Source organism: Paenibacillus sp. FSL R7-0297 (assembly GCF_038009025.1).
Classification (GTDB): domain Bacteria; phylum Bacillota; class Bacilli; order Paenibacillales; family Paenibacillaceae; genus Paenibacillus_AQ.
In genome coordinates, this window is sequence record NZ_JBBPAQ010000001.1 from 2527460 (window position 1) to 2553067 (window position 25608).

Below are 25608 nucleotides of genomic sequence, written 5' to 3' on the forward strand. Positions count from 1 at the left end.
GGCTTTTTGACGTCTCATATGGAGTGAAGAAGCTTATTTGCCGAGCTGTTTGTCGACTTCCTTGACGGGATTCTCGCCGACATTTTCTTCGGTCTTGATGCTGCTCATGAACCAGCCTGTAGCCGCAATAATAATCAGAACCACGTAGAAGGTCAGTTTCCACCAGGTGCTATGCGCGAAGTCTTCAGACAATACACCCAGCGAAGGATGTGCAAGAGTGATGACGGCAAGCTTAATCCCTACCCAGCCGACAATGAAGAAGGCGGCAATTTCGAGACCTGGACGTGTGTGGAGCAATTTGACGAAGAAAGAAGCGGCAAACCGCATAATGACCAGGCCGATGAATCCGCCCGCAAAGATTACCAGGAACTGTCCGCCGTCAAGTCCGCCAATGTGGCCGATTCCGCTTGGCGGAAGAGCAACGGCGAGGGCAACAGCTGCGAGGATGGAGTCTACTGCAAAGGCAATATCTGCAATCTCAACCTTAAATACGGTGAACCAGAAGCTGGATTTCTTCTTGTTGACAGCCCCGGAAGTGCCGCTTTCAGCTGCTTCATCCGTGACTGGTTTCTTGAACAGCAATTTTCGGAAGATGTGATTCCCCGCGATAAATAATAGATAAATTGCGCCGATGGCTTGTACCTGCCAGATGTCGACCAGATAAGAGATGACGAAAAGTGATCCAAACCGGAACACAAACGCTCCTGCCAATCCGTAAAAGAGCGCCTTCTTACGTTCCTCATCAGGAAGATGTTTAACCATGATTGCCAATACAAGTGCGTTGTCTGCGGCAAGCAGCCCTTCCAGTGCGACAAGAACGAGCAATACCCATCCGTATTCTAATAATAATCCCCAATCCATTGCTGTTTCCTCCTCATGTGGCTCTGGGTACTTTTCATAAAAATACCCTTATTACCATTATTGTAACCAAAACTATATAAAAAAGACCTTTACCAAACAGATTAGCCTTTGGAATAAAGGTAACCTGATTGGTAAAGGTCTCGCTAACAAAATGAATTGCCGATAAAACCGGAGAATATCCTCATATTCTCGTATTGACGATTTTATCTAACAGCTACTCCCCTTTACGGGATATATGAAATTTTAGGATTTACGTATCTAACTAAAAGTATCATATATGAGTTGAGAGGCGTTGTCAATGTTTATGAGAATAAATATCATCAGGAAATGATTGTTTTGAAAACGGAACCATGGAATGTATGGGTTATATTACTTAACATCTGATATGGCGAATCTGCAAACTTAAGGAAATAAAGGGCGAATTAAGCTTTAACCTAATTGACGATACCCTGTTATGAAAATATGATGAGACTAATTAAAGCAGCCAAGCGAGGTTGACGTTATTAAACATAACACAACTAAGCGAATATCCAATTGACTGTCGCTGATGGAATGTCAGGGAAGCTTAGCTCACAAAACTTAAGCAGATGCTTCCGAAGCGAGTTTTACTGCGAAGTGGTTTCGAAGGAGTAGTAATGCTCCGTAAAACAAAGCGGATGCTTCCGAAGCGAGTTTTGTACGCAGATTGTACAGGAAGCTAAGCTCACAAAACTTTTAGGAGGTGGGAAATGATGCAGCCGTCATGTATATCAAGTGAAGCGGAGGAGGAGATTAGCCGCCACCCTTGCTACAGCGAGGAGGCCCACCGGTTTTATGCCCGGATGCACATCCCGGTTGCTCCCGCCTGTAACATCCAGTGCAATTACTGCAACCGCAAGTTCGACTGTGTGAATGAGAGCAGGCCGGGCGTGGTCAGTGAAGTGCTTACTCCGGAGCAGGCGGAACGCAAGGTGAGAGGCGTTGCCGCTCAGCTGATGCAGCTCTCGGTAGTGGGTGTGGCCGGACCCGGAGATCCTCTGGCGAATCCGGAGCAGACGTTTGATACCTTTGCCCGGGTCAAGAAGTATGTGCCAGACGTTTCCCTTTGCCTCAGCACCAACGGACTTACACTTTACCGGCATGTGGATGAGATCATCGAGCTTGGCATCCGTCATGTCACCATCACCATCAATGCCATCGATCCTGATGTCGGCCAGGCAATTTATCCCTGGGTATTCGATGAAGGTGTCCGGTACGAAGGAAGAGAAGCAGCCGAGCTGCTGATCAGCCGTCAGTTGCAGGGACTTGAAAAGCTGGCAAAGCTGGGGATTCTGGTTAAAGTGAATTCCATTATGATTCCGGGGGTCAACGATCATCATCTGCCCGCAGTGTCCAAACGAGTAAAAGAACTCGGGGCCACGCTGCATAATGTAACACCGCTGATTATCGCACCGGGCAGCCAGTACGAAGCGGATGGACGCAAGGCGCCCCGTCCGAAGGAATTGCTTAATCTGCAGGAGCTTCTTGGCCGTGACGGCATGAAGGTCATGCGCCATTGCCGGCAATGCCGGGCTGATGCCATCGGGCTGCTGGGCCAGGACCGTAATCAGGATTTCCCGCTTGAAGCGATGGAAGCTGAACCGGTCATTAATGAAGAAGCCAGGGCAATGTTCCAGAGTGAACTGGATACCAAAATCCGCGAGCGCGTCAAAGCCAAACAGGCGAGACGTATAGTGGAGGGCGGACCGAAGACACGGGTTGCGGTTGCTACAAGAGGCGGCGATAAGGTCAACCAGCATTTCGGGCATGCCACAGAGTTCCTTGTTTATGATACCGACGGAGTTGATGTACAGCTGCTCGGTGTCCGCAAGATACAAGCTTATTGTCATGGCAAAGCAGACTGCAACGGCGATAAAGCCGCCACGCTGCAAGAAATCATATCTATTTTAAGTGATTGCCGTATTCTTCTCTGCTCCGGTATCGGCGATGCCCCGAGGGCCAGCCTGAACAAAATCGGAGTCCTGCCACTAGTCCGCAAAGGCGGAATTCAGGAAGCCATTCTCGAAAGCGTCAAGTACAGCTCTTATTTTGAAAATATAAACATTTCGAAGGGATGATGAACAATGAGACAAATAGCTTTCTACGGTAAAGGCGGTATCGGTAAATCGACAACTTCACAAAACACCCTGGCTCAGCTGGCTACAAAATTCGGACAAAGAATAATGATCGTAGGTTGTGACCCTAAGGCAGACTCTACCCGTCTTATCCTGAACACGAAAGCCCAGAACTCGGTGCTTGAACTGGCAGCTGAACTGGGTTCGGTAGAGGATCTGGAGCTTGAAGATGTACTGCAGACAGGGTTCGGCGACATTATCAATGTAGAATGCGGCGGACCAGAACCAGGTGTAGGCTGCGCGGGACGCGGGATCATCACCGCCATCAACTTCCTGGAACAGGAAGGCGCCTATCAGGATCTGGACTTCGTATCCTATGACGTCCTTGGTGACGTTGTATGCGGCGGTTTCGCAATGCCAATCCGTGAAGGCAAGGCCCAAGAGATCTACATCGTCTGTTCCGGTGAGATGATGGCGATGTATGCGGCGAACAATATCGCCCGCGGTATCCTGAAATATGCCACCAGCGGCGGTGTAAGACTGGGCGGCCTGATCTGCAACAGCCGTAACACAGACCGTGAAGATGAGCTGATCATGGAATTGGCCCGCCGCCTGAACACACAGATGATTCACTTTGTACCACGCGATAATATCGTTCAGCATGCCGAGCTGCGCAGAATGACTGTTGCCCAATATAACCCTACCCATCAGCAGGCGAAAGAATATGAAACACTGGCTGAGAAAATCCTCAATAACAAAATGCTGACCATCCCTACTCCGATTTCCATGGAAGAGCTGGAAGAGCTGCTGATGGAATTCGGGATCATTGAAGATGAAGAAGCTGCGATCAAGAAACTGCAGGCTTCCGGTCAATAAGGCTCTATGCCGTAATCTATAGAGTGAACCGGTGAACGGGAGTGGAGAGACGGCCTTCACCGGTTCATCTCCAGTGGCATTAGCCACGCAGGCGGCCTGGGCGTCCTGCATCAAGAATAAGGAGGGTCAATACATGGGACTGAATATCGAAGACAATAAAAAACTGATAGAAGAAGTTCTTGAAGCCTACCCGAAAAAAGCGAAGAAAGACCGCGAGAAGCATTTTCAGGTGGCTACAGATAATGCCATAGATTGCGGAACTTGTGCAGTGAAGTCTAACATCAAATCCCGTCCGGGTGTGATGACGCCGCGCGGATGCGCTTATGCAGGGTCCAAAGGGGTGGTATGGGGCCCGATCAAGGATATGGTCCATATTAGTCACGGCCCTGTAGGCTGCGGACAATACAGCTGGGGTTCGCGCCGTAACTTTGCCAACGGTACGCTGGGGATCGACAACTTTACGGCTATGCAGATCACCAGTGATTTTCAGGAAACGGATATTGTCTTCGGCGGAGATAAGAAGCTGGCCGTAATCATGCGTGAAATTACCGAAATGTTCCCGCTTGCCAAAGGGATCTCGGTTCAATCCGAGTGTCCGGTCGGTCTGATCGGTGATGATATTGAAGCGGTATCCAAGAAGATGTCCAAAGAGCTGGATATGCCGATTGTTCCGGTACGCTGCGAAGGGTTCCGGGGGGTCAGCCAATCGCTGGGTCACCATATCGCAAACGATGCGATCCGCGATTTCGTCATGGGCCGTGCGGAACTGGCGGAGACCGGTCCGTACGATGTCAACATTATCGGCGACTATAATATTGGCGGTGACGCCTGGGCCTCCCGTATTCTGCTGGAAGAAATGGGCCTGCGCGTAATTGCCCAGTGGTCCGGCGACGGTTCCCTCAATGAGCTGGAAGTGGCTCACAAGGCGAAGCTGAACCTGATTCACTGTCATCGTTCGATGAACTACATGGTGGATCATATGGAGAAGGCATACGGCATTCCATGGCTCGAATACAATTTCTTCGGACCCACCAAGACTTATGAGAGCCTGCGGGCGATTGCAGCCCTCTTCGACACTACGATTCAGGAGAACTGCGAGAAGATGATCGCCAAATATAAGCCGGTAATGGATGCCATTATCAATAAATACAGACCCCGCCTGGAGAACAAAACCGTCATGCTGATGATCGGTGGCCTGCGTTCACGCCATACTATCGGAGCATATGAAGATCTGGGTATGGATATCGTGGCTTCCGGTTACGAATTCGCCCATAAGGATGACTATGAGAAGATGCTTCCGATGCTGGAAGAAGGAACGATCGTGATGGATGATCCTACCGCCTACGAGCTGGAAGAGCTCACCCGGAAAATGAACATTGATCTGGTAGGTTCCGGTGTGAAAGAGAAGTATGTGTATCACAAAATGGGTGTTCCGTTCCGTCAGATGCACTCATGGGATTACAGCGGTCCGTATCATGGCTTCGACGGCTTCAAGGTATTTGCCAAGGACATGGATATGACGGTGAACAGTCCGGTGTGGGATCTGGTGACCCGAAAAGAGAAAATGGAGCCAGAGGAGGCGAGCATATGAGCAAGGATGAACTGAACATTAAAGATAATACCAGCTTGTTTAAGGAAGAACGCTATGTTCAGCAGCGGGAGAACAAGAAGCAGTTCGAAGCGCCTTGCAGCGAGCAGGAGACTGCCGAAGCGCTCGCATACTCCAAATCTGCTGAATATATGGAAAAGAATTTTAACCGCCAGAATGTTGTCATTAATCCGCATAAAGCCTGTCAGCCGCTCGGCTCAGTGATGGCCGCACTCGGATTTGAGAAAACATTGCCGTTTGTTCACGGCTCGCAGGGCTGCAATGCCTACTTCCGCAGCCATCTCAGCCGTCACTTTAAAGAGCCTACACCTTCTGTTTCCACTTCAATGACTGAGGATGCTGCCGTATTCGGCGGGATGAACAACCTGATTGATGGTCTGGAGAACAGTGTCGCGCTCTACAAACCGGAGATGGTTGCGATCTGTACCACCTGCATGGCTGAGGTTATCGGGGATGACCTGAACTCTTTTATCGGCAACGCCCGGATTAAAGGGGTTATCAGTGAAGAATATCCAGTAGCTTACTGCAATACACCGAGCTTCGTCGGTTCGCATATTACAGGCTATGATGCCATGATCAAAGGCATTCTGAGCTACCTCTACACCCGTTCAGGAATCGAGAGTAAGCCGGGAAGCGGTGCAGAAAGCGGGGAGAAGCTGAATGTAATGCTTGGTTTCGAGCCTTACACCGGTAACTTCGCGGAACTGCGCAAGATTCTTGCTGCGTTTGATACCAAGTACACGATCCTGGGGGATCACAGCGGGAACTATGACTCACCGGCCACGGGAGAATACGAATATTATTATGGCGGCACGAAGCTTGAGGATGTTCCGCAGGCAGCCAATGCGCTGGGGACTCTGTCCCTGCAAAAGTATACGCTGAAGAAGACTCAGGAATATATCAGCGGAACCTGGAACCAGCAAATCTCCGCATTATCGACGCCGCTTGGCATTAAAGGTACCGATAAATTGCTTGAAGCAATCAGTGAACTGACGGGTCTGCCCATTCCCGCCTCACTTACCGAAGAACGCGGCCGCGTAGTAGACGCGCTCATGGACAGTCATCCTTACCTCCACGGCAAGCGTGTTGCGCTTGTAGGTGATCCGGATCTGCTGATCGGCCTGATCGGGTTCTGTCTGGAAACCGGGATGGAGCCGGTGCATATCGTCTGCTCGAACGGTGATGTTGATTACAATGAAGTGAAGTTCAAGGATGAAGCCGAGGCGCTTCTGGCGGCAAGTCCGTACGGTTCCGAAGCAACTGTGCATGTGGGTAAAGACCTGTGGCATATGCGCTCGCTGCTGCTGAATGATACGGTTGATCTGGCAATTGGCAGCTCGCATCTGAAATTCGCCGCCAAGGATGCCGATGTGCCGCTGATCCGGGTCGGATTCCCGATCTTTGACCGTCATCATATGCATCGTTATCCGATTATCGGGTACCAGGGAACGTTGAATCTGCTTAGCTTAATTGTGAACACGATTCTCCAGCAGCTCGATGATAATAATTCCGGATTTAATTTCGAACTGGTGCGCTAAACGCATATTTATCAGCTATCTAAGGTAATTTGATCACGCGAAGTGATGAGAATTACTGAAACTTTCTGAAATGAAATTTATTATATAAATACAACCATTTGAATAAATGTAAAAAATACCTCGCCTGGTCTCTCAAGTCCCCGGAATATTCGGCAACGGTTATTGTAACCGGCATCCGGGGACGGCGGAGGGCCGGGATTCTTGCCATCAGGTGCAAATGCCGCCTCAGGAGCAGCGCAAGATTTGCGTGAAATACAGCATCTTAAGCGAAGGAGATGAAGAGCCGATGGACCCTGTTCGAAAAAACGAATTTGATTCCGAGGCTTGCGGGAGCATAGCCCCAAAAGCAAAGCCCTGTCCACGGCCCAAACCGGGTGAAGCAGCTGGAGGCTGCTCCTTCGACGGAGCCCAAATTACGCTTCTGCCGATTATGGACGCTGCACATCTTGTCCATGGACCGATTGCCTGTGCCGGAAATAGCTGGGAGAGCAGAGGAACGCTGTCAAGCGGCCCCTCCCTGTCCCAATACGGCTTCGCTACGGATCTTACGGATTCCGATATTATTTTTGGCGGCGAGAAGAAACTGAAGGACAGTATCGACTATATTGCCGAGCGCTTTGCGCCTCCGGCAATATTTGTATATTCAACCTGTGTGACAGCGCTGATTGGCGAGGATATGGATGCTGTCTGCCGGGCGGCGGCTGAGCGGATCGGGATCCCTGTGATCCCCGTGAACAGTCCCGGCTTCGTCGGCAGCAAGAATCTCGGCAACCGTCTGGCCGGAGATGCCCTGCTGCAGTACGTTATCGGTACAGGAGAACCGGAGCCGATGTCGCCTCTGGGTGTGAATCTGATCGGTGAGTATAATATCGCCGGTGAGATGTGGGATATCGAGAAGCTGATGAACAGCGCCGGGATCACGGTAACCTCGCGGATAACGGGCGACGCCCGTTACAAGGAGATTACCTATGCGCACCGCGCCAAAGTGAATATGGTGGTCTGCAGCCGGGCGCTGCTGGGCCTTGCCAAGGAAATGGAATCCAGATACAGCATTCCTTATTTCGAAGGTTCGTTCTATGGTGCTAAGGAAACGACCTACTCGCTGCGGCAAATGGCATTTCTGATGAATGACCGTGAGATGGAGCGGCGGGTGGACCGGCTCACCGAACGGGAAGAAGCCAGGTTAAGCCAGGATCTGCGGCCGTACCGCAAGCTGCTGAAAGGGAAACGGGCAGTGCTCTATACCGGCGGCGTCAAAAGCTGGTCGGTGATCTCGGCGCTGAAGGAGCTTGGCGTCCAGGTAGTCGGGGTAGGTACGAACAAAAGCACTGAGGATGATGTGCGGCGGATTGCCGACCGGGTGGGCGATGATACGGAATACATTCCCGAAGGCGGAGCAAGCCGGATTATTAAGACCGTAAGGGAACGTAAGGCGGATATTATGATTGCCGGCGGACGAAATATGTACGTGGCGATGAAAGAGCAGATTCCTTTTATAGATATTAACCAGGAGCGGCACAAGGCTTATGCGGGGTATGAGGGACTGCTGAGGCTGGCCAAAGAACTGACTTATTCCCTGGCCAATCCAATCTGGAAGCTGGCCGCAAGCCCGGCCCCATGGGATAAGGAGGCTCCGCCGTATGACCGTTAACCGGAGAAAAAAGCCGGCATCGGTCAACCCGATGAAGATCGGGCAGTCGCTGGGTGCCGTGCTGGCACTGCAGGGCTGTTACCGGGCCATGCCGCTGATTCACGGCTCCCAGGGCTGCTCCGCTTTTCCGAAGGCGCTGCTGACCCGGCATTTCCGGGAACCGATTGCCGTACAGACCTCGGCGCTCCAGGAGATGGATGTCATCTTCGATGCCAACCGCAATCTCGAAGAGGCGCTGAATCTGGTGCTCAGTAAGCATCGTCCGGATATCATCGGCATTATTGGAACCGAATTGACCGATGTGGCCGGAGTGGATTATCAGAACATGCTGAAGACGTATAAAAGAGAGCGGAATATGCGCGGGGGTCTTGCGTTCTCCGTCGTGCTGCCCGATTTTCGCGGATCACTGGAGTCGGGCTTCAGCTCTACGGTAGAAGCGATGATTGACGAAATGATCCAGCAGGTTGGACACCGGGGCTCAAGAAGCGTGAATACCCGGCAGATCACCCTGCTGCCCGGATCTTTCTTAACCCCGGCCGATGTAATGGAACTGAAGGAGATTATCTCCTCGTTCGGGTTCGAAGTGATTGCACTGCCGGATATCTCGACCTCCTTGTCCGGCCATCTGCTCACCGGCTTCTCGCCGCTGACGCGGGGCGGAGTGCCGCTGGATTCCATGCTGCAGAGCCTGCAGTCCGGGCTGACGATTGCGGTCGGCGGCAGCATGGAGCGTCCGGCCAGACGGCTGCATAATGCGCTGGGCACACCGTATAAGGTATTCGAAGGCGCAATGGGACTCAAAGCCTCGGATGAACTGCTGCATTTCCTGCATCAGATCAGCGGAGAGCCGGTGCCGCTGCGTTATTGCTGGCAGAGGGAGAATCTGCTCGATAGTATGCTGGATGCCCATTTTCAGTTCGCCGGCATGTCGGCTCTGACTGCACTGGAACCGGATCATCTGTATTCCGTCTCGGGATGGCTGGAGGAGCTGGGGGTAGAGCAGAAGGCGCTGATAACCTCATACGAAACTCCGCTCGTTGCCGGAATGGAACGCGAGGTATGGGTGGGGGATCTGGATGATGCCGAGATATTGGGCCAGGGAGCGGATTTGTGGATCAGCAATTCCCACGGGCTCGCAGGTGCGCAGCGGATCGAGGCAGCATTTATGCCGGCCGGATTCCCGGTCTGGAATGAGCTGGGTGCTTATATGTCTGTCTCGGTCGGGTACCGGGGCGCTATGGAATGGAGTAATAAAGCAGGGAATTTGTTAATGCAAAGGGAGGCAGGACACCGTGAAAGTAGCGTTCGCCACAGATGATGGAAACCGTGTGAATGCCCATTTCGGACAAAGTCCGATGTTTGCTGTATATAATGTAACGAAATCCGGGGCATCACTGGTTGAGCTGCGTAAGCTAACGGCGGTGCTGAACCAGGATGAAGCAGGCAGAATCGACAGCCGTCTGGATGCGGTAAGCGATTGTACATTGATCTTCATTATGCAGATCGGCGCATCAGCGGCTGCGCGGGTGACGCGCCGCAAGATTATGCCGGTCAAGGTCCCTTTCGGTAGTCCTATAGAGGAACAGCTGAAACGGCTGGTGGAGATGCTTCAGGGCAAGCCGCCTATGTGGCTGGCTAAGGTTCTGCGGGCGGAGGAAACCGGCGAGAGCGAAGGGGGAGAAGCAGATGGAACCCATGGCTAATGAGAATGCTGAGCTGCAGGATACAGGAATTCCGGAGGCTGCGGCAACGAGACTGCGCGGCCGGAAAGCGCGTAAGGAGCTGAATCAGGAGACAGCGGATGCTCTGGTCCGCCGGTTATGCCATCTGCTGGACGCCGGAGATTTCTTCGGGCGTAGCGCCCTGCTTCCGCCGCAGGAGAAGATCGGGAAGCTGTTCCTGGCTTCCGCCGAGGATAAGGATCAATCTGAATTCAATTGTGCGGTGTCGCCTAAGGTACGCCAGCAGGTGCCGCTGCTGTTTCAGGCAATGGCGGGAGTGATGGAAGAAAGAACCGGCCTCATGATCCAGAGCACCGCCGAGATTAACGGCGAGGGCTTCGGAAGGGGACTGCTCTACAGCGGCAGGGTTATTCTGGTGCTCAAAAGCCTGCGGGCCGGCTTTCCCTTCCCGTTCACTTCCACGGAGAAGACGATCCGTTACGGGGTGGAGTGCATAGAAGAGGGGCTGGCTTTTCTTGAGAAATATAATGAAATGACTTCAGAGCACGGCCTGCTCAGCCTGGAGGGCTGAAGCAGAATCAATTCACAGTCACAGGGGGATTCAGGGATGGAGCAGCTTGCCGGAGGTTTGGAGCTGGAACGGTATGCCCGGCAGCTGAAGCTGCTCGGGGAAGACGGGCAGAAGGCGCTGAAGGATGCGACGGTCATGGTGGCCGGAATCGGCGGCCTTGGAGGAACAGCTGCGCTCTATCTGGCAGCGGCAGGCGTGGGTAAGCTTATTTTGGCCCATGAGGGAATCATTCTTGCACCGGATCTTAACCGGCAAATTCTGATGGACAGCGATCATCTGGGGCAGGAGCGGATGAGTACGGCAATCGCTCAGCTGAAGCGGCTGAATCCGCATGTGGAGCTTGAAGGCTATAATTCCAAAATTGAATATCACGCGGCCAGACCTTGGGTGGAGGATGCCGATATTGTAATTGATGCCCGGTATGATTTCCCTGAACGGTATGCGCTGAACCGTCTGTGTGTGGATACGAATACACCTATGGTAGAAGCTGCAATGTATGGCTTTGAAATATCACTGACTACTGTGATTCCAGGATTAACGCCTTGCCTCGAATGCCTGTATCCGGATGTGCAGCCGCAGTGGGAGCCGTTTGGGTTTCCTGTTCTGGGTGCGACTTCCGGGATTGCGGGTTGTCTGGCAGCGCTGGAAGCCGTAAAATGGATTACAGGGGTAGGGACAACTTATGCGGGCGTAATGCATCGCTTCAGCTCACTCGACTTCGCCTGTTACAGCGTCCATATTACCCGTAATCCGAATTGCGCTTGCTGCGGAGAAGGAGGTACACCGTGAAAAGTCTCAAGCTATGTGACACGACACTGAGGGATGGTGAACAAGCGGCTGGAGTTTCATTCACGAGGGCGGAAAAGCTGGAAATCGCAAAGTTGCTGTCGGAGTGCGGAGTAGAGCAAGCAGAGGTTGGGATTCCTGCCATGGGCAAACGGGAGCAGGAGGATATTGCGGCCATCGCTGAATTGGGTCTGCCCATGAAGCTGATGACGTGGAACCGCTCGGTCCCCGGTGACATTGACAAGGCAAGGGCTACCGGAGTGGGCTGGAGCCATATCTCCATTCCGGTCTCGGAGATTCAGCTGCAGGGCAAGCTGGGGCTGTCGCAACGGGAAGGTCTGAACAAGCTGCTTCGTACAGTAGAATATGGGCTGCGGCAGGGAATGACGGTGTCGGTAGGCATGGAGGATTCCTCCAGGGCGAATATGGATTATCTGGTCGAAGTAGTGAATACCTTGTACCGGGAAGGCATCCGCAGGTTCCGTTATGCGGATACCGTCTCCGCACATCATCCGGGGCAGATGGCAGACCGGGTGAGCCGGCTGCTGGGTGCAGTGCCTGGTGATGTGGAGCTGGAGGTGCACTGCCATAATGATTTCGGGCTGGCCTGTGCCAACACGCTCAGCGGCATAGCTGCAGGGGCGTTATGGGCCAGCACGACAGTGGCAGGCATCGGCGAACGGACCGGCAATGCGGCCATGGAGGAAGTTGCCATGGCCTGGCGCTATTTGTACGGCGGGGAATGTGCGGTCCGGCTGGATTTGCTCAAAGGCTTGGCTGACAAGGTGATTGCCGCTTCCGGCCGCAGTGTCGGTGACGCGAAGCCGATTGTGGGGCAGCTTGCCTTCACCCATGAATCGGGAATTCATGTGGACGGGCTGATGAAGGAGAAGTCCACGTATCAGTCCTTCGATCCTGCGGAGGTGGGCCGGGCCCACCGCTTCGTGCTCGGCAAGCATTCCGGCAGCGGCGGTGTCACGCATGTGCTGGAGCAGCGGGGACTTGAGGTCAGCGCGGACACGGCCGGGCGGCTGCTGGAGAAGGTCCGTGAATACGCGGAAGCCCGCAAAGGCACTGTGCCGGAATATATGCTGGTGCAGTGGCTGATGGAAGAGCAGCAGCGGGCTCAGAATGCTGTCTAAGAGAGCATTACGGGGCTGCAGATGCTGATAAGGCTGATGATTATAGAAGCGGCGGCGGTTTTCCTTGCGGAAGGCTGGCGCCGCTTTTTTGAAAATATAAGAATTTATATGTTTCACACGATAACTTATCCTTCTATTTCTCGCTGAAACGGTACCGTCCTTAAAAGGACAGCAAAGCCGTTTCTGCTTGTGTGAATTTTTACAGTGCAAATGGAATTTTCTGAAAAGAAGCTTGCATCGTTTGCAGGAAGCATCTACAATCTGAGCAGGATGTTACTTCGGAAGAAAGCAAGGAGAATGGGCAGCTATGACTTTGAAGAAAACGATTTTTTTTGATATTGACGGCACGATCTATGATGATGACAAGAACATCCCCGCCTCCACCAGAGAAGCGATAGCCGAACTGAAAAGACGCGGCCATAATGTGGCGATTGCTACCGGCAGAGCGGACTATATGTTCGAGGAGCTGCGCGAGGAGCTGGGAATTAACTCGTATGTTTCGCTCAACGGGCAATATGTAGTCTATGAAGGAAAGCTGGTATACAGCAATCCGATTGACAAGTCTACTCTGAAGGATATTACCTTGTTCGCAGAGAAGCTGGATCATCCGGTAGCTTACACAGATACTGTAGGGATGAAAGTGAACGTAGCGGATCATGAGTATATCAAGACGAGCATCGGTTCGCTGAAGCTGGTGTTTCCGACGCATGATGCCGAATACTTCCTGAAGAATGAGACTTACCAGGCGATGATATTCTGTCCGCAGGAGAGTCAGGTTACATATACCGAGCGGTATCCGGAGCTGAATTTCATCCGCTGGCATCCGCTGTGTATGGATGTGCTGCCGGGCAATGGCTCTAAGGCTAACGGGATCGCGGAAATGCTGAAGGTAATCGGCGTGGAGAAGGAAGATGTGTATGCTTTTGGCGATGGTCTGAATGATGTGGAGATGCTGGGTTTTGTCGGTTATGGCATTGCCATGGGCAACGGGGAGGCTGAGGCAAAGGCTGCTGCCGCTTACGTAACGAAGCATGTCAGCGAGGACGGGATTTACGAAGGCTTGAAGATGGTTGGACTGCTGTAAGGCAGGGATGATGATGTAAGCGGAAGCCGGGCGTTACCTGGCCTGAGAGCGGTACCTGAGGAGTATTCTAATGCAGACAGTGCAGTAGGATGCTCTTTTTTGTGTGCGCCCGACTTCCAAAGGGCAGGTTGTCCGCCATTAGTATATGTTTTTGGTGGACGGGGTGTGATAAGGCGGGTGAACAATTTTGGCCCTCCCGGGTTGAAATCAGGTTGTCCGGCCGGTACAAACAACCCGTTTTTCCTAAAATAAATATTTGCCTACGGGATGAATGTCCATGCCCTATCTGGGTAAACGGAGTAGGATACATAAAGTCTATTGGAGGTGCTAATTATGGGTCGTCCGGAACTTAAGAGAAAAAAACGTATTTGCAAAGACGATGTATTGGAGTGCCCGCTGCCAAAAATTAAACGTCCGAAAAGAAAACTGCATAACAACAAATGCAGCTGCAAGAAGATTATTGTTAAAAAGCAGATCGTACGCGTTAATATTCCATTAGGGGCACTGGGAGCAGCCGGGGCAGCAGGTGCCCTGGGTGCTGCCGGAGCTGTAGAAGCGCTGGGAGCGGCTGGCGCTGCAGGTGCGGCAGGTGCGCTTGGCGCAGCAGGTGCAGGCGGAGCGCTCGGTGCACCGGGCGCCGCCGGAACACTCGGCGCAGTCGGCGCGGCCGGAGCGCTGGGCGCTGTAGGCGCAGCGGGTGCCTTGGGTGCCCGTGGAGCAACCGGCACATTGGGCGCCGTAGGAGCCGCCGGGCTGCTGGGAGCGGCCGGAGCCGCTGGAGCGCTAGGCGCAGTTGGAGCCACAGGCGCACTCGGCGCTGCGGGAGTCGCTGGCGCCTTGGGTGCCGCCGGTGCAGCGGGAGCGCTGGGCGGGATCGGTCCGGCGGGAATTGCCGGACTGGTCGGCCCAGCAGGGCCGGCAGGACCTGCGGGACCTGTAGGACCGGCAGGCGCAGCCGGAGCAGTGGGACCAGCGGGACCAGCAGGCGCAGCCGGAGCAGTGGGACCTGTAGGACCGGCAGGAGCAGCCGGAGCAGTAGGACCAGCGGGAGCAGCAGGCGCAGCTGGAGCCACAGGTGCCACAGGGGCAGCTGGTCCAACCGGAGCGACGGGCGCCGTCGGTCCGGCTGGTGCAACAGGTGCAACCGGAGCCACGGGGGCGGCTGGCGGAATCGCAGAGTTCGGTTATGTATATAACCTCGGCGCGCAGGTTGTGCCGATTGAGGCGGATGTGTCGTTTGATACGAATGGTTTTCTTACGCCGGGGATTACGCATGCTCCGGGGACAACAACCATTTCGGTAACCAATGCGGGTATATACGAGGTTAATTTCTCGGTATCCGGCGTGGAGCCAAGCCAGTTTGCTTTATTCGTGAACGGCGCAGAGGTTCCAGGGACGGTATACGGTTCGGGTGCAGGCACTCAGCAAAATACCGGGCAGGCCATTTTTGCCCTATCCTCAGGAGATGTGCTGACGCTGAGAAATCACAGCTCGGCTGCTGCAGTCACACTGCAGACACTGGCCGGCGGAACACAAGCGAATGTCAATGCGTCGATTGTAATTAAGCAGCTGGCCTAGCAGTAACAGGAAGCAGAGTGAATTGAAGGGTTACAGAACAGGTTTGGAGGGAGGCGGGGTACCGGTTCTAGGGTATCCTGTCTTTTTGTTGTGCAGGGAATTACAAAATATAGGGTATCGCCGCAAGCTATAACCCTAAGGCTCCGTTAGTTAGAGAGGTTCCGTAAAGGCATGATGCAGGAATAGTGCAATAGAGCAATTTTCAGCTGCAATTGAACGGGCGTCAACCGCAGGTATATTCCATGGACGAAGTGGAGCTGTCGCTATATTTCTTCGCTTCAGCAGAAGAGCGGGCTGAAGACAGCCATACGGGGAATGAATGCGGCGGAGTAGGCACATGCTTTTTGATTAAATTGTTATCCTCTTCCTTCGGTCTGGTTAAGATATATTAATATGTCTTACAGAGGCAGGAACCAATAGAAGCGGAGGGAAGCTAAATTGAACCCCAAATGGTGGAAAGAGAGCGTGGCCTACCAGATTTATCCGATCAGCTTCATGGACGCTAGTGGTGACGGGAAGGGCGATCTGCGCGGAGTGTTATCGAAGCTCGATTATTTGCAGGACCTCGGCGTAGATGTGATCTGGATCTGCCCGATTTATAAATCACCGAACCATGACAACGGCTATGATATCAGCGACTATTGCGACATTATGAAGGAATTCGGCACGATGGATGATTTTGACCTGCTGCTGCGCGAGATGCATACCCGCGGGATGAAGCTGATGATGGACCTGGTGCTGAATCATACTTCGCATGAGCATCCGTGGTTCGTCGAATCCAGAAGCTCGAAGGATAATCCCAAACGAGACTATTATATATGGAGAAAAGGGAAAAACGGCGGTCCGCCGAATAACTGGGAATCCTATTTCAGCGGTTCGGTGTGGGAGCTCGATCCCCGTACGGATGAATATTATCTGCATTTGTACTCCCGTTTTCAGCCCGATCTCAACTGGGAGAATCCCGCAGTGATCGACAAGCTGCATGAGATGGTGGAGTGGTGGCTGAAGAAGGGGGTTGACGGCTTCAGGTTTGATGCGATTGCCCATATTGTGAAGGCCGAGGGTTATCCGGATGCCCTGAATCCCGGCGGCACGCCGACCGTGCGCGCGTATGATATGTTCTCGAACCTGGAGCATGTGCATACGCTGCTGCAGAATCTGCATGATCAGGTGCTCTATTACTACGACATTATGACGGTGGGAGAAACCTCGGGCCTCGGGCCGGAGCAGGCGCTGGATTATGTCGGCGACGGCCGCCGTGAACTGAACATGACCTTCCAGTTTGAGCATATGAATCTGGATGCCGCCTCACCGGGCAGCGGGAAATGGGATGTCGTGCCGTGGAAGCTGAGCGAGCTGAAGAAGATCATCAGCAACTGGCAGACCGTTCTGCATAACCGGGGCTGGAACGCCAACTATCTGTGCAACCATGATCAGCCACGCTCGGTGTCGCGGTTCGGCAATGATCTGTTCTACCGCATCCCGTCAGCCAAAATGCTGGCAACCTTCATCCACATGCTGGAAGGCACCCCCTACATTTATCAGGGTGAAGAAATTGGGATGACTAATGTTGCCTTCGAGTCGATTGATGATTACCGGGATGTAGAGACGTTGAACTTCTACGAGGAAAAGCGGACCGCCGGCGTTCCCGAAGCCGACATTATGGCCGCTATTCATACGAAAAGCCGTGACAATGCCCGCACACCGATGCAATGGGATGATAGTGAGGATGGCGGATTTACGACGGGCGTTCCCTGGATCAGGGTGAACTCGAACTCCCGGGAGATTAATGTGGCTAATGCAGTCAAAGACCCGGACTCCATCTACAATTACTACAAGAAGCTGATTCATCTTAGAAAACAACATCAGGTGATCGTCTATGGCGAATATGGTCTGCTGCTGGAGGAGCATCCGGAGATCTATGCCTATACCCGGACGCTTGCGGACCAGCGTCTGCTGGTCATTCTGAATTTCTATGAACGCGAGCCGGTATTTGAGCTTCCGGAGGAATTTCAGGCGGCGGAGAAGGAGGAGCTGCTGATCTCTAATTATCCTGCAGCCAAAGAGGATGATCTGCGCAATCTGAAGCTGCGTCCGTTTGAAGCGCGTGTATATCTGCAGCGCTTAAGCGGCAAACCGTAGGCTGGACTGGATTCCGCAGTCGGCAGGCTGAAGAACACAAACAGCAGTCCGGGAGCGCTCTCCAGGGACTGCTGTTTTTTTTAACGAAAATAAATAATTATTCAATCTATGTTCCGGCTGAATTGTGATCCTGACGCTTTGTTTCCACAGTAAAAGACGGTACAATAAGCGTTATTAAAGAGAGGCATAAGACTGTACTGGGAAAAAGGCTGTGGAGGGAGTAATAGAGAGATGAGTGAGTGGTACGAAACTAGCTTTGGCGAGGACTATTTAATCGTTTATAGACACAGGGACTTCGGCGGTGCACGCCATGAGGTGGAGACGATGATCGGCTGGCTGGACTTGCCCAGAGGTGCCAGGGTGCTTGATCTCTGCTGCGGTATGGGCCGCCATTCACTGGCTTTGTCGGAGGCCGGTTATGAGGTGACCGGGGTTGATCTATCCGAGGCGCTGCTGCGTGAAGCACGTTCGCAGGTGGGTGCGGAAGCCGTAACCTGGCTGCGGTCTGATATGCGTGAGCTTTCCCTGGAGGGCGGATTCGATGCAGTGGTCAATTTGTTTACTTCCTTCGGATATTTCGAAGAAGACGAGGAGCAGATCAAGGTGCTGAAGGAAATCTGCCGGATGCTGAAGCCGGAGGGCAAATTTATTATTGATTTTCTGAATCCGGCTTATGTCATCCGCCATCTGGTGCCCCACTCTGTCCGTGAGGATGGGGATACTCTGATCGATGAATCACGCCGGATTGAGGAGGGTTACGTGAAGAAGGATATCCTTCTGATCTCGAAGGCCGGGGGGCCGCCCCGGAAATATCATGAACGGGTGAAGCTCTATTCGGTAGACAATTTCCGCGAGATGATTGCTGCTGCCGGGCTGCGGCTTGAAGCTGTGCATGGCAGCTACGATGAAGAAAAATATGATGCTGAGTCCTCAACACGGATGATCTTCACAGGAGCTAGACCTTAGATGGCGGCGGGAAGAAGAGCCGGAGGAGGAGAGAGGATTTTGCACAAGGCGGATATTCAATCTTGGGATGGCGGAGTTCTGCAGGTATCTGTACCGATGGGGCTGCCGCTCCGTCAGGTGAACAGCTACATTCTGCCTGACCGGGATGGCAGGGTTACGGTGATTGACCCGGGCCCTCACACCCCGGATGCAGAGCTTGCCTGGCAGGGTGTGCTGGAGGAACTGAATTTGTACTGGTCCAAGGTGAGGGATATCGTCGTTACCCACCATCATCCCGACCATTATGGTCTTGCCGGCTGGATGCAGTCGCGCAGCGGGGCGCGGGTCTGGATGTCGGAGCGGGCTCATGCTGAAGCCGGCCTGGCCTGGGGCAGCGGGGCGATTCTGGATGAGGCTTTGCCGCTGTTTTTCCTGCGGCACGGCATGCCGGAGGTCTGGATTCAGGGCGTCCGGGAGCATCTGGAGAGCTTCCGGCCGGAGGTGACCCCGCAGCCGGAGGTCACCTATATCAATGAGGCGGAGCCGTTTGTGATGGGCAGCCGCAAATGGCAGGTACTAATGACCGGCGGGCATGCGCCGGGTCATGTGTCGCTCTACCACGGCGGCAGCGGGCAACTCTTCTGCGGCGATGCAGTGCTGCCGCAGATTTCGCCCAATGTCGGGCTGCAGCCGGGCAGCGATCCGCAGCCGCTGCGGACGTATCTGCAGGGGCTGCGGGAGCTGCGCAGCCTTGAGGTGGAGCTGGCGTTCCCGGGCCACCGGGAACCGTTCAGCGGGTTCACGGCGCGGGCGGACAGCCTGCTCCGGCATCATGAGGAGCGGCTGGATACAACAGCCGCATTGCTTGCCGGCGGACCGCTGAGCGGATTCGCCGTCTGTGAGGGGCTGTTCCGCAGCCGGATCGCGACCGCGCATCAGATGCGGTTCGCGATGAGCGAGGCGCTGGCCCATCTGGCCGAGCTGGTGCGCCGGGAGCGGGCGGCCGAGACGGAGGACGGCCCCGGCGGGAGTATATTGTTCACGGCGGCGGTGTCCGGATAAGCTGCAATAGGATGCTTGTTGCAGACATAAGTCCATCTGTGTACGTTGCCGACTCTCTTGAAGCGGTTCTTACAACAGTCGCGGGAACCTTACCCTTTCCTGTTACCACTACTTCTACCACTACAATTACTATTACTATTACGACTACTTCCAATACCAAAGAACGACCAGAATACAGCATACTTAAGAGAAACGGGCACCATCCGCCAAGGAGGGTACCCGTTTTTAGGTGTTAGTTAGAAAAGTACCAAGTTACTCTGAGTGGTGGGAACAAGAAGTACCTCTGAATCCACCGGAAGCGGGTGATAGGAGAAAGTGAAAGGTATAAATCCCTCTAAATCCGCCGGAAGTGGGCATTTGGGCCAAATGTATGCGAAAAATCGAATACATTAGGCTACCGCGAAGGTATCCAGGCCCAATGTATCCCGTTGTGCTGAACCGCTGTGCGCCAATAGCGCAGTATGGTGGTAGGGCATAGCACGGTGTCACATGCACACTTGTTGATTTATTGACATCTGTTAAATATAATAAGTGCAACTAAGCAACTGGACGACAGATGAAAAGGAGAAGCATATGGACAGACGTATAGGCAAAACGCGGGAAGCTATTTTTGAGGCTTTTATCAGCCTGATGGCCGAGAAGAACTTTGAGCAGATTACGGTAAATGAGATCGCAGCGCGTGCCAATGTAAGCAGAGGTACAATCTATCTCCATTACGTAGACAAGTACGATCTGCTGGATCAGTGTATCGAGACACAAATGGAGCAGCTGTGCGAGAGCTGCCTGGCCGGCGGGGAGAACGCCCATATCGCCTCCGGCGGTGCGCTGCTGCGCACCGCCGAATATCTGGAACGGCACGCAAGGGTCTTCACTACACTGCTTAACAATAAAGGCGTTCCGGCCTTCCGGACCCGTCTGCATGCAATTCTGCTGCAGGGTCTGAGTGAGCAGATCGACATGAACGGACTGAACCGAGGGATGAACAAAGAGATGCTGATCCAATTCCTGGCATCGGCTGTAGTAGGTGTTATGGAGTGGTGGATCACTCATTCGATGCCATACCCGGCCAAAGAAATGATCGAAGACATTCTGGCTCTGATGGAGCGCAATCAAATGGCACCACGGCCGCTGGATACTGTGCAATAGATCTGTAGAAGCTGGTAGGTTGCAATATTATTCCGAAAAAAATACTCACGCTGTTTATATGCAGCAATTGATATAGTAGCTCCGAGTGGAATTCAGTGATAGTTGCAATTAAGCATACCGACTAATTCGGATATCGGGTCACTGCAAATCCTCAGTAAGCGAATCCGGATCGATTTTTTTTATTTTGGACGGATTGTTGACCTTGTATTTAACCGGATGCTGCGTGAGCTTCTTGGCAACGATTTTGGCTTCGAAGGATACTTTATCACCGGGATTAAGCTCCAGCTTCTTCAGCGTAGCGCTGTGGCTGGACCAGACCTCCTCAATCGCCAGATCATGGCCTTCTACCGAAACGGCTTCATATATAATAACTTCATCATCGTTGTCTGAGAAATGGTTGGGGACGGTCGTGAACTCTTTGACCCTAGCGGTAATCGCGAGCTTGTCTTCAGGCAGCTGGACAGCGGCTTTCTTTTTGGAGGAGGCTGCTTTTTTCTGCGGAATTTCCGGTATCGCTTGCTTTGGTGAATCTGAATCTGCGCTTTCCGGAGCAGACAGAATCTCCCCGCTTGCTGTTTCTGCCTCTGGTACTTCCTGACTTTCCTGCTCCTCCAGAACGTTCACGGCTGGAAGAGTCTCTTCCGTTACCTCTGCGGAATCATCCGCCTTGGCTGCTTCAGCCGCCGCAGCGCGTTGTCCGAAGGCAGCGGTCTGCATTTCTTTCAAGTAGGCTGGATGAATGCAGTGCTGCTGTTTATTCTCAAACTGTATCACCACGGTCTGACTGTCCACGTACCCTACAATTTCTACGGGCAATGTCAGGCCGTTTCTTTTATACTGATAAGTTTTGACCCGGGTGGCTGTAGCGGGCAGGAGATTCCATTCCTTACACCGGTCAATCAGTTCATCTTCACTGTCAAAGTCAAGAACAGACACAGGCTCAACTACAAACGAATAGGTCATTCATACTTCGCACCTTTCAAAATAAAATCAATATAATATCGTCTTACTCCGGCTCCTCACTCTCCTGAACCTTTCTCCGCGCGGCTTCTTCAACATCCTCCGGCGCATGGGGCAGCCCAAGCTCCTGTTCACGTTCTGCCTGCTTCCGGTGGGCAATGCGGCTGCTGGCAGCTGCGGCCACGGCACCTACGATGTCATCCAGATACGTGTGGATTTGGCCGGTCGTCTTGTCATTCAGCCGCTCCAGCACTCCGGGCTTAAGCTTGTCCACATAGCCGTAGTTGGTGAAGCCGATGCTGCCATATACATTCACGATGGAGAACGCCAGAATCTCATCTACCCCGTACAGCCCTTCATCATTCTCAATCATATCCTGCAGGGGAGCGAACAGCTTGCCTTCCTCAGCCAGTACATCAAGCTGGATACCGGTCAGGACCGCATTCTGCACCTCCCTTTTGCTCAGTACCATCTCCACATTATGAACGCATTCCTCCATGGTCAGGTTCGGATAATACTTCTTTTGCAGCAGCATGACAAGCTCGGCAATCTCAAGTATGGTTACCCCGCGTTTCTGCAGCCAGTACCGGGTGGCTTCGGCGACAGCTTTGCTGTTGAGGCTGTAAGGGATTTTGGCATCAGTCATGAGAAATCCTCCATTCGTAAGTCAATTAGGATAGCTGTTTGTACTAAATTGTACGCAAGCGGCAGGCTGATGTCCAGAACCGAGCGGATTCGTGAGCTGTGTCTGGCCGTATCGGTCCGGACTTTGGCTGCATCTGTCCACCCGGACAGAACTTCTGCAATTTAGGATAAGCTGTTGTTATTTTTTGGACTAAGGGCTCGTATACATAGCAGTACAAACTGATCTTAGCGTTGAAAGGGGTAATGAAGATTGAATAAGCCTATGAAACACATCCGCGGGGTTTCCGCGGCTTGCCTGCTGGCCGTTCCGATTATACTCTCCGGCTGCAGTCTGTTCGGTTCGGAATCGGCAGCGGTAGACCCGCCTCCGGGTGAAGTTGAAGCACAAATGCTGCAGGTCAGCGGAGAGGGCACACTCGACACCGGGGTGCTGGGACCGGTCTCGCTGGATGAGAGTGATCTCGCAGCAGGGGTTAAAGATGCGGCAGCCTCCGCTGCGGCTGGAGAACGGACAACCGTATTCCTGGAGGATCAGCACGGCCTGCTGGCACCGGTGTCTCTGGCCCTTCCGCAAGGGGGGGGCACAGCAATGCTGGAGGATTCTCTTACTGCGCTAGTCAGCAAGGGGGCATACAAATCTGTACTGCCTGAAGGCTTCCAGGGTGTACTGCCCGCAGGGACGGAAGTGAACAATGTATCTATCGGCCAGGATAAGGTGGCCATCGTTGAATTCAACTCGGCATTCAATGACTATGATCCGGCGGATGAACGCAAAATTCTGGAGGCAGTCACTTGGACCCTGACGGGTCAGGAAGACATCCAGGGCGTACAGCTCTGGGTCGATGGCAAAAAGCTTACCGAAATGCCGCTGCAGGGTACTCCGTTGGATCGGCCGCTGTCCCGCGCCATGGGCATTAATCTGCCGAAGCAGAGTGCGCTCATGATGAACTCCAGCGCAGTGACCGTCTACTTCTCTGCTGCTTCGCCGGATGGCATTCACCAGTATTATGTTCCGGTTACGCGCTTTGTACCCGCAGGGGGAGATTCGGTGAAGGCAGCTCTGAACGAGCTGATTGCCGGTCCACAGTCCGAGAATGGCCTGGAGATGGTCATGACGCAGGGCACGGTGGTTGATTCCGTGGAAGCAGGCCAGAATGGGGTAGTTACCGTTTCCCTGAAGGATGAGATGTTCGAAGGCAGCACAAGCGTACCTGAGGAAATGCTCGAATCGGTCGTGCTGACGGTTGCACAGAATACGGACGATGCCCTGGTGCAGATCCGCCTGAACGGTAAAGAAACAGTTACGGGAACCAATAATGTCGATTACGGCCAGCCGGTCTCGGCACCGGAATATGTGAACGAGCTGCCGCTGTAGAAGGATATGCATGCTTAAAAGATGCTTTTGTGCCTACTCTTTGATAGAATAAAGGTTCATTGATCCGGATATCTTGACAGGAATAGCGGTGCCGTTCTCTGAAGCAGAGGACGGCACCCGTTTCTGCGTAAAAGATAAGGGATGGATTCGTGTACACAAACTTAGGGCTATACGATGTAGGAGGCAGAAAAGATGAGATCAAACGGGCGCCAAGAAGACCAGCTCCGGCCGCTGACGATAACCACTGGGACCAATAAATATGCAGAGGGCTCTGTCATTATTGAGATGGGAGATACCAAAGTCATCTGCACGGCAACCGTGGATGAGAAAGTTCCGCCGTTTCTGAAAGGACAAGGCAAAGGCTGGGTCACTGCCGAATATTCCATGCTTCCCCGGGCCACCCAGACCCGTAACCAGCGCGAAGCAGCACGCGGCAAGCTTACCGGGCGGACGATGGAAATTCAGCGTCTGATCGGACGGGCACTGCGTTCCGTAGTGAATCTGCAGGCGCTGGGCGAACGCAGTATTACGCTGGATTGCGATGTGATTCAGGCAGACGGGGGGACACGGACAGCTTCGATTACGGGCGCTTTTGTAGCGATGGCCTTTGCCATTAATAAGCTTGCGCTGCAGCACAAGCTGGCGGTATTTCCGATTACGGATTACTTGGCGGCGATCAGCGTCGGTGTCGTCGGCGACAGAACGCTGCTCGATCTGAACTATGAAGAGGATTCCAAGGCGAAGGTTGATATGAATGTGGTTATGACCGGCGGCGGTGCGTTTGTTGAAGTGCAGGGTACCGGCGAAGAGCGGCCGTTTACACGCCAGGAGCTTGACCAGCTGCTGGGTCTGGGCGAGAAGGGGATCTACGAGCTGATCGCCGTTCAACAAGAAGTGCTGGGCCCGATTGCGCTCAAAATTCCTTCCGGCCAGTCTGGCCAAGAGGTGTAATATGAAGTCCGGCAGCGGGATTCTGATTGTCGCGACGAAGAATAAAGGCAAGGTGCGGGAGTTCCAGCACGCTTTTGCTCCCCTTGGACTCACCGTCAAAAGCATGTTCGATTACCCGGATCTGCCGGATGTGGTGGAGGACGGGGTGACTTTTGCCGAGAATGCCTTCAAAAAATCCCGGGCGGTAGGGGATGCACTCGGATTTCCGGTGCTCGCGGATGATTCCGGTCTATGCGTGGAAGCGCTGGACGGCAGTCCGGGAGTATACTCGGCCCGCTACGCCGGGGAGCCTGCAGATGATGAAGCGAACAACCTGAAGCTGCTGAGCGAGCTGGAGAGGCTGAAGCAGGGTGAGGATACCGGCCAGCCGCTGCTCAGTCCGGCCCGTTTCGTCTGTGCGCTGTCACTGTATGATCCGGCGGACGGGCGCGAGCTGACGGCGGAAGGAACAGTGGAAGGCTGGATTACCTCGGAGCCTGCGGGCGGCGGCGGTTTCGGCTATGATCCGCTCTTCTATCTTCCGCAGTTTGAGAAGACGATGGCGGAGCTGACCCTGGAAGACAAGCAGGCGGTCAGCCACCGGGGCGCGGCACTGCGCCTGCTGACGGAGAAGCTTGCTGCCGCGCAGCGGGACGTGAAATAGAAGCTGCAACTTATCCGGAAGCCTCCATGCATGCGTAACATGCACGGGGCTTCCGGATTTTTTTATGGAAATTAGATGATAATCCCCCTCAGTATGGAAATTTCCCCCTGGCGCAGCGGCGTGCTTTGTATGAGAATAAGAGTTGACTTCACCCCTTTCGAACATTCTGCATTCTTCCGCTACCCCATTCCTTTCACAAGTTTTGCAAACAGAGGCAGCCTAGCTGAATGACGCAAAACTTACTACACAAGCATAAGCCATAGTTACA

The 25608-nt window shown here is 53.4% G+C and carries 23 protein-coding genes; 20 read left to right on the top strand and 3 right to left on the bottom strand.

The window, feature by feature from the left end:
* Positions 1-33 precede the first annotated feature (33 nt).
* Positions 34-861 carry a TerC family protein gene (locus tag MKZ24_RS11195; RefSeq protein ID WP_340782958.1) on the bottom strand — a complete coding sequence of 276 codons (828 nt, stop codon included), beginning with the start codon at positions 859-861 and terminating at the stop codon, positions 34-36.
* A 728-nt stretch (positions 862-1589) separates the two neighbouring features.
* On the opposite strand from MKZ24_RS11195, the gene nifB reads away from it, so the two are divergent.
* The 17 genes from nifB (at position 1590) to MKZ24_RS11280 (ending at position 20766) form a co-directional block, all read left to right on the top strand.
* Positions 1590-2957, top strand: coding sequence for a nitrogenase cofactor biosynthesis protein NifB (gene nifB / locus MKZ24_RS11200; protein ID WP_340782959.1), 1368 nt, complete (start codon positions 1590-1592; stop codon positions 2955-2957).
* A 6-nt stretch (positions 2958-2963) separates the two neighbouring features.
* Positions 2964-3830 (top strand): nitrogenase iron protein, encoded by an 867-nt coding sequence (gene nifH / locus MKZ24_RS11205; protein WP_039297719.1) that lies wholly within the window; start codon positions 2964-2966, stop codon positions 3828-3830.
* Positions 3831-3963: 133 nt separating this feature from the next.
* Positions 3964-5421: a nitrogenase molybdenum-iron protein alpha chain gene (gene nifD, locus MKZ24_RS11210; RefSeq protein ID WP_340782963.1), complete on the top strand. Its 1458-nt coding sequence runs from the start codon at positions 3964-3966 to the stop codon at positions 5419-5421.
* Positions 5418-6977, top strand: coding sequence for a nitrogenase molybdenum-iron protein subunit beta (gene nifK / locus MKZ24_RS11215; protein ID WP_340782965.1), 1560 nt, complete (start codon positions 5418-5420; stop codon positions 6975-6977). The genes nifD and nifK overlap by 4 nt, the downstream gene beginning before the upstream one ends.
* 247 nt (positions 6978-7224) lie before the next feature.
* Positions 7225-8628: a nitrogenase iron-molybdenum cofactor biosynthesis protein NifE gene (gene nifE, locus MKZ24_RS11220; protein WP_231637719.1), complete on the top strand. Its 1404-nt coding sequence runs from the start codon at positions 7225-7227 to the stop codon at positions 8626-8628.
* Positions 8618-9946 (top strand): nitrogenase iron-molybdenum cofactor biosynthesis protein NifN, encoded by a 1329-nt coding sequence (nifN, locus tag MKZ24_RS11225; protein ID WP_340782969.1) that lies wholly within the window; start codon positions 8618-8620, stop codon positions 9944-9946. Before nifE ends, nifN begins: the two co-directional genes overlap by 11 nt.
* A complete protein-coding gene (gene nifX, locus MKZ24_RS11230) occupies positions 9921-10331 on the top strand; it encodes a nitrogen fixation protein NifX (RefSeq protein WP_042239092.1) in 411 nt (136 codons plus the stop codon). The genes nifN and nifX overlap by 26 nt, the downstream gene beginning before the upstream one ends.
* Complete coding sequence (locus MKZ24_RS11235) at positions 10315-10881, top strand: DUF269 domain-containing protein (protein ID WP_340782974.1); 567 nt, start codon at positions 10315-10317, stop codon at positions 10879-10881. The genes nifX and MKZ24_RS11235 overlap by 17 nt, the downstream gene beginning before the upstream one ends.
* A 36-nt stretch (positions 10882-10917) precedes the next feature.
* Complete coding sequence (locus MKZ24_RS11240; RefSeq protein WP_042239088.1) at positions 10918-11670, top strand: HesA/MoeB/ThiF family protein; 753 nt, start codon at positions 10918-10920, stop codon at positions 11668-11670.
* Positions 11667-12809: a homocitrate synthase/isopropylmalate synthase family protein gene (locus tag MKZ24_RS11245; protein ID WP_042239085.1), complete on the top strand. Its 1143-nt coding sequence runs from the start codon at positions 11667-11669 to the stop codon at positions 12807-12809. The genes MKZ24_RS11240 and MKZ24_RS11245 overlap by 4 nt, the downstream gene beginning before the upstream one ends.
* Positions 12810-13116: 307 nt before the next feature.
* Complete coding sequence (locus MKZ24_RS11250; RefSeq protein WP_340782981.1) at positions 13117-13893, top strand: Cof-type HAD-IIB family hydrolase; 777 nt, start codon at positions 13117-13119, stop codon at positions 13891-13893.
* Positions 13894-14226: 333 nt separating this feature from the next.
* Positions 14227-15471 (top strand): BclA C-terminal domain-containing protein, encoded by a 1245-nt coding sequence (locus tag MKZ24_RS11255; RefSeq protein WP_340782983.1) that lies wholly within the window; start codon positions 14227-14229, stop codon positions 15469-15471.
* A gap of 242 nt (positions 15472-15713) precedes the next feature.
* The gene (locus tag MKZ24_RS11260) at positions 15714-15863 is read left to right on the top strand and encodes a hypothetical protein (protein ID WP_340782985.1); all 150 of its coding nucleotides are present in this window, start codon (positions 15714-15716) and stop codon (positions 15861-15863) included.
* A 46-nt stretch (positions 15864-15909) separates the two neighbouring features.
* Entirely contained in the window at positions 15910-17613 is a 1704-nt protein-coding gene (locus MKZ24_RS11265) for a glycoside hydrolase family 13 protein (RefSeq protein ID WP_042239076.1), read from the top strand.
* 231 nt (positions 17614-17844) lie between these two features.
* Positions 17845-18579 (top strand): class I SAM-dependent methyltransferase, encoded by a 735-nt coding sequence (locus tag MKZ24_RS11270; RefSeq protein ID WP_042239074.1) that lies wholly within the window; start codon positions 17845-17847, stop codon positions 18577-18579.
* Positions 18580-18618: 39 nt separating this feature from the next.
* Positions 18619-19620: an MBL fold metallo-hydrolase gene (locus MKZ24_RS11275; RefSeq protein ID WP_340782987.1), complete on the top strand. Its 1002-nt coding sequence runs from the start codon at positions 18619-18621 to the stop codon at positions 19618-19620.
* Positions 19621-20193: 573 nt separating this feature from the next.
* Positions 20194-20766, top strand: coding sequence for a TetR/AcrR family transcriptional regulator (locus MKZ24_RS11280; protein ID WP_340782988.1), 573 nt, complete (start codon positions 20194-20196; stop codon positions 20764-20766).
* A 138-nt stretch (positions 20767-20904) separates the two neighbouring features.
* Here the strand turns inward: MKZ24_RS11280 and MKZ24_RS11285 are convergent, their stop codons facing one another.
* Both MKZ24_RS11285 and MKZ24_RS11290 read right to left on the bottom strand, forming a co-directional pair.
* Positions 20905-21729 carry a hypothetical protein gene (locus tag MKZ24_RS11285; RefSeq protein ID WP_340782989.1) on the bottom strand — a complete coding sequence of 275 codons (825 nt, stop codon included), beginning with the start codon at positions 21727-21729 and terminating at the stop codon, positions 20905-20907.
* 43 nt (positions 21730-21772) lie between these two features.
* Entirely contained in the window at positions 21773-22372 is a 600-nt protein-coding gene (locus tag MKZ24_RS11290; protein WP_042239065.1) for a phosphatidylglycerophosphatase A family protein, read from the bottom strand.
* Between the two features lie 261 nt (positions 22373-22633).
* Between MKZ24_RS11290 and MKZ24_RS11295 the strand changes: the two genes are divergently transcribed.
* The 3 genes from MKZ24_RS11295 (at position 22634) to MKZ24_RS11305 (ending at position 25340) form a co-directional block, all read left to right on the top strand.
* On the top strand, positions 22634-23746 hold the full coding sequence (locus tag MKZ24_RS11295; protein ID WP_340790137.1) for a GerMN domain-containing protein: 1113 nt from the start codon (positions 22634-22636) through the stop codon (positions 23744-23746).
* Between the two features lie 192 nt (positions 23747-23938).
* A complete protein-coding gene (rph, locus tag MKZ24_RS11300) occupies positions 23939-24697 on the top strand; it encodes a ribonuclease PH (protein ID WP_042239062.1) in 759 nt (252 codons plus the stop codon).
* Position 24698: 1 nt separating this feature from the next.
* Complete coding sequence (locus tag MKZ24_RS11305; protein ID WP_076248390.1) at positions 24699-25340, top strand: XTP/dITP diphosphatase; 642 nt, start codon at positions 24699-24701, stop codon at positions 25338-25340.
* The last annotated feature ends 268 nt before the right edge of the window (positions 25341-25608 follow it).

Coding starts and splice junctions, on each gene's coding strand:
- MKZ24_RS11195 (WP_340782958.1), bottom strand. CDS start 861: ATGGATTGGGGATTATTATTAGAATACGGATGGGTATTGCTCGTTCTT.
- nifB (WP_340782959.1), top strand. CDS start 1,590: ATGATGCAGCCGTCATGTATATCAAGTGAAGCGGAGGAGGAGATTAGC.
- nifH (WP_039297719.1), top strand. CDS start 2,964: ATGAGACAAATAGCTTTCTACGGTAAAGGCGGTATCGGTAAATCGACA.
- nifD (WP_340782963.1), top strand. CDS start 3,964: ATGGGACTGAATATCGAAGACAATAAAAAACTGATAGAAGAAGTTCTT.
- nifK (WP_340782965.1), top strand. CDS start 5,418: ATGAGCAAGGATGAACTGAACATTAAAGATAATACCAGCTTGTTTAAG.
- nifN (WP_340782969.1), top strand. CDS start 8,618: ATGACCGTTAACCGGAGAAAAAAGCCGGCATCGGTCAACCCGATGAAG.
- MKZ24_RS11235 (WP_340782974.1), top strand. CDS start 10,315: ATGGAACCCATGGCTAATGAGAATGCTGAGCTGCAGGATACAGGAATT.
- MKZ24_RS11240 (WP_042239088.1), top strand. CDS start 10,918: ATGGAGCAGCTTGCCGGAGGTTTGGAGCTGGAACGGTATGCCCGGCAG.
- MKZ24_RS11250 (WP_340782981.1), top strand. CDS start 13,117: ATGACTTTGAAGAAAACGATTTTTTTTGATATTGACGGCACGATCTAT.
- MKZ24_RS11255 (WP_340782983.1), top strand. CDS start 14,227: ATGGGTCGTCCGGAACTTAAGAGAAAAAAACGTATTTGCAAAGACGAT.
- MKZ24_RS11260 (WP_340782985.1), top strand. CDS start 15,714: ATGGACGAAGTGGAGCTGTCGCTATATTTCTTCGCTTCAGCAGAAGAG.
- MKZ24_RS11270 (WP_042239074.1), top strand. CDS start 17,845: ATGAGTGAGTGGTACGAAACTAGCTTTGGCGAGGACTATTTAATCGTT.
- MKZ24_RS11280 (WP_340782988.1), top strand. CDS start 20,194: ATGGACAGACGTATAGGCAAAACGCGGGAAGCTATTTTTGAGGCTTTT.
- MKZ24_RS11285 (WP_340782989.1), bottom strand. CDS start 21,729: ATGACCTATTCGTTTGTAGTTGAGCCTGTGTCTGTTCTTGACTTTGAC.
- MKZ24_RS11290 (WP_042239065.1), bottom strand. CDS start 22,372: ATGACTGATGCCAAAATCCCTTACAGCCTCAACAGCAAAGCTGTCGCC.
- MKZ24_RS11295 (WP_340790137.1), top strand. CDS start 22,634: ATGAAACACATCCGCGGGGTTTCCGCGGCTTGCCTGCTGGCCGTTCCG.
- rph (WP_042239062.1), top strand. CDS start 23,939: ATGAGATCAAACGGGCGCCAAGAAGACCAGCTCCGGCCGCTGACGATA.
- MKZ24_RS11305 (WP_076248390.1), top strand. CDS start 24,699: ATGAAGTCCGGCAGCGGGATTCTGATTGTCGCGACGAAGAATAAAGGC.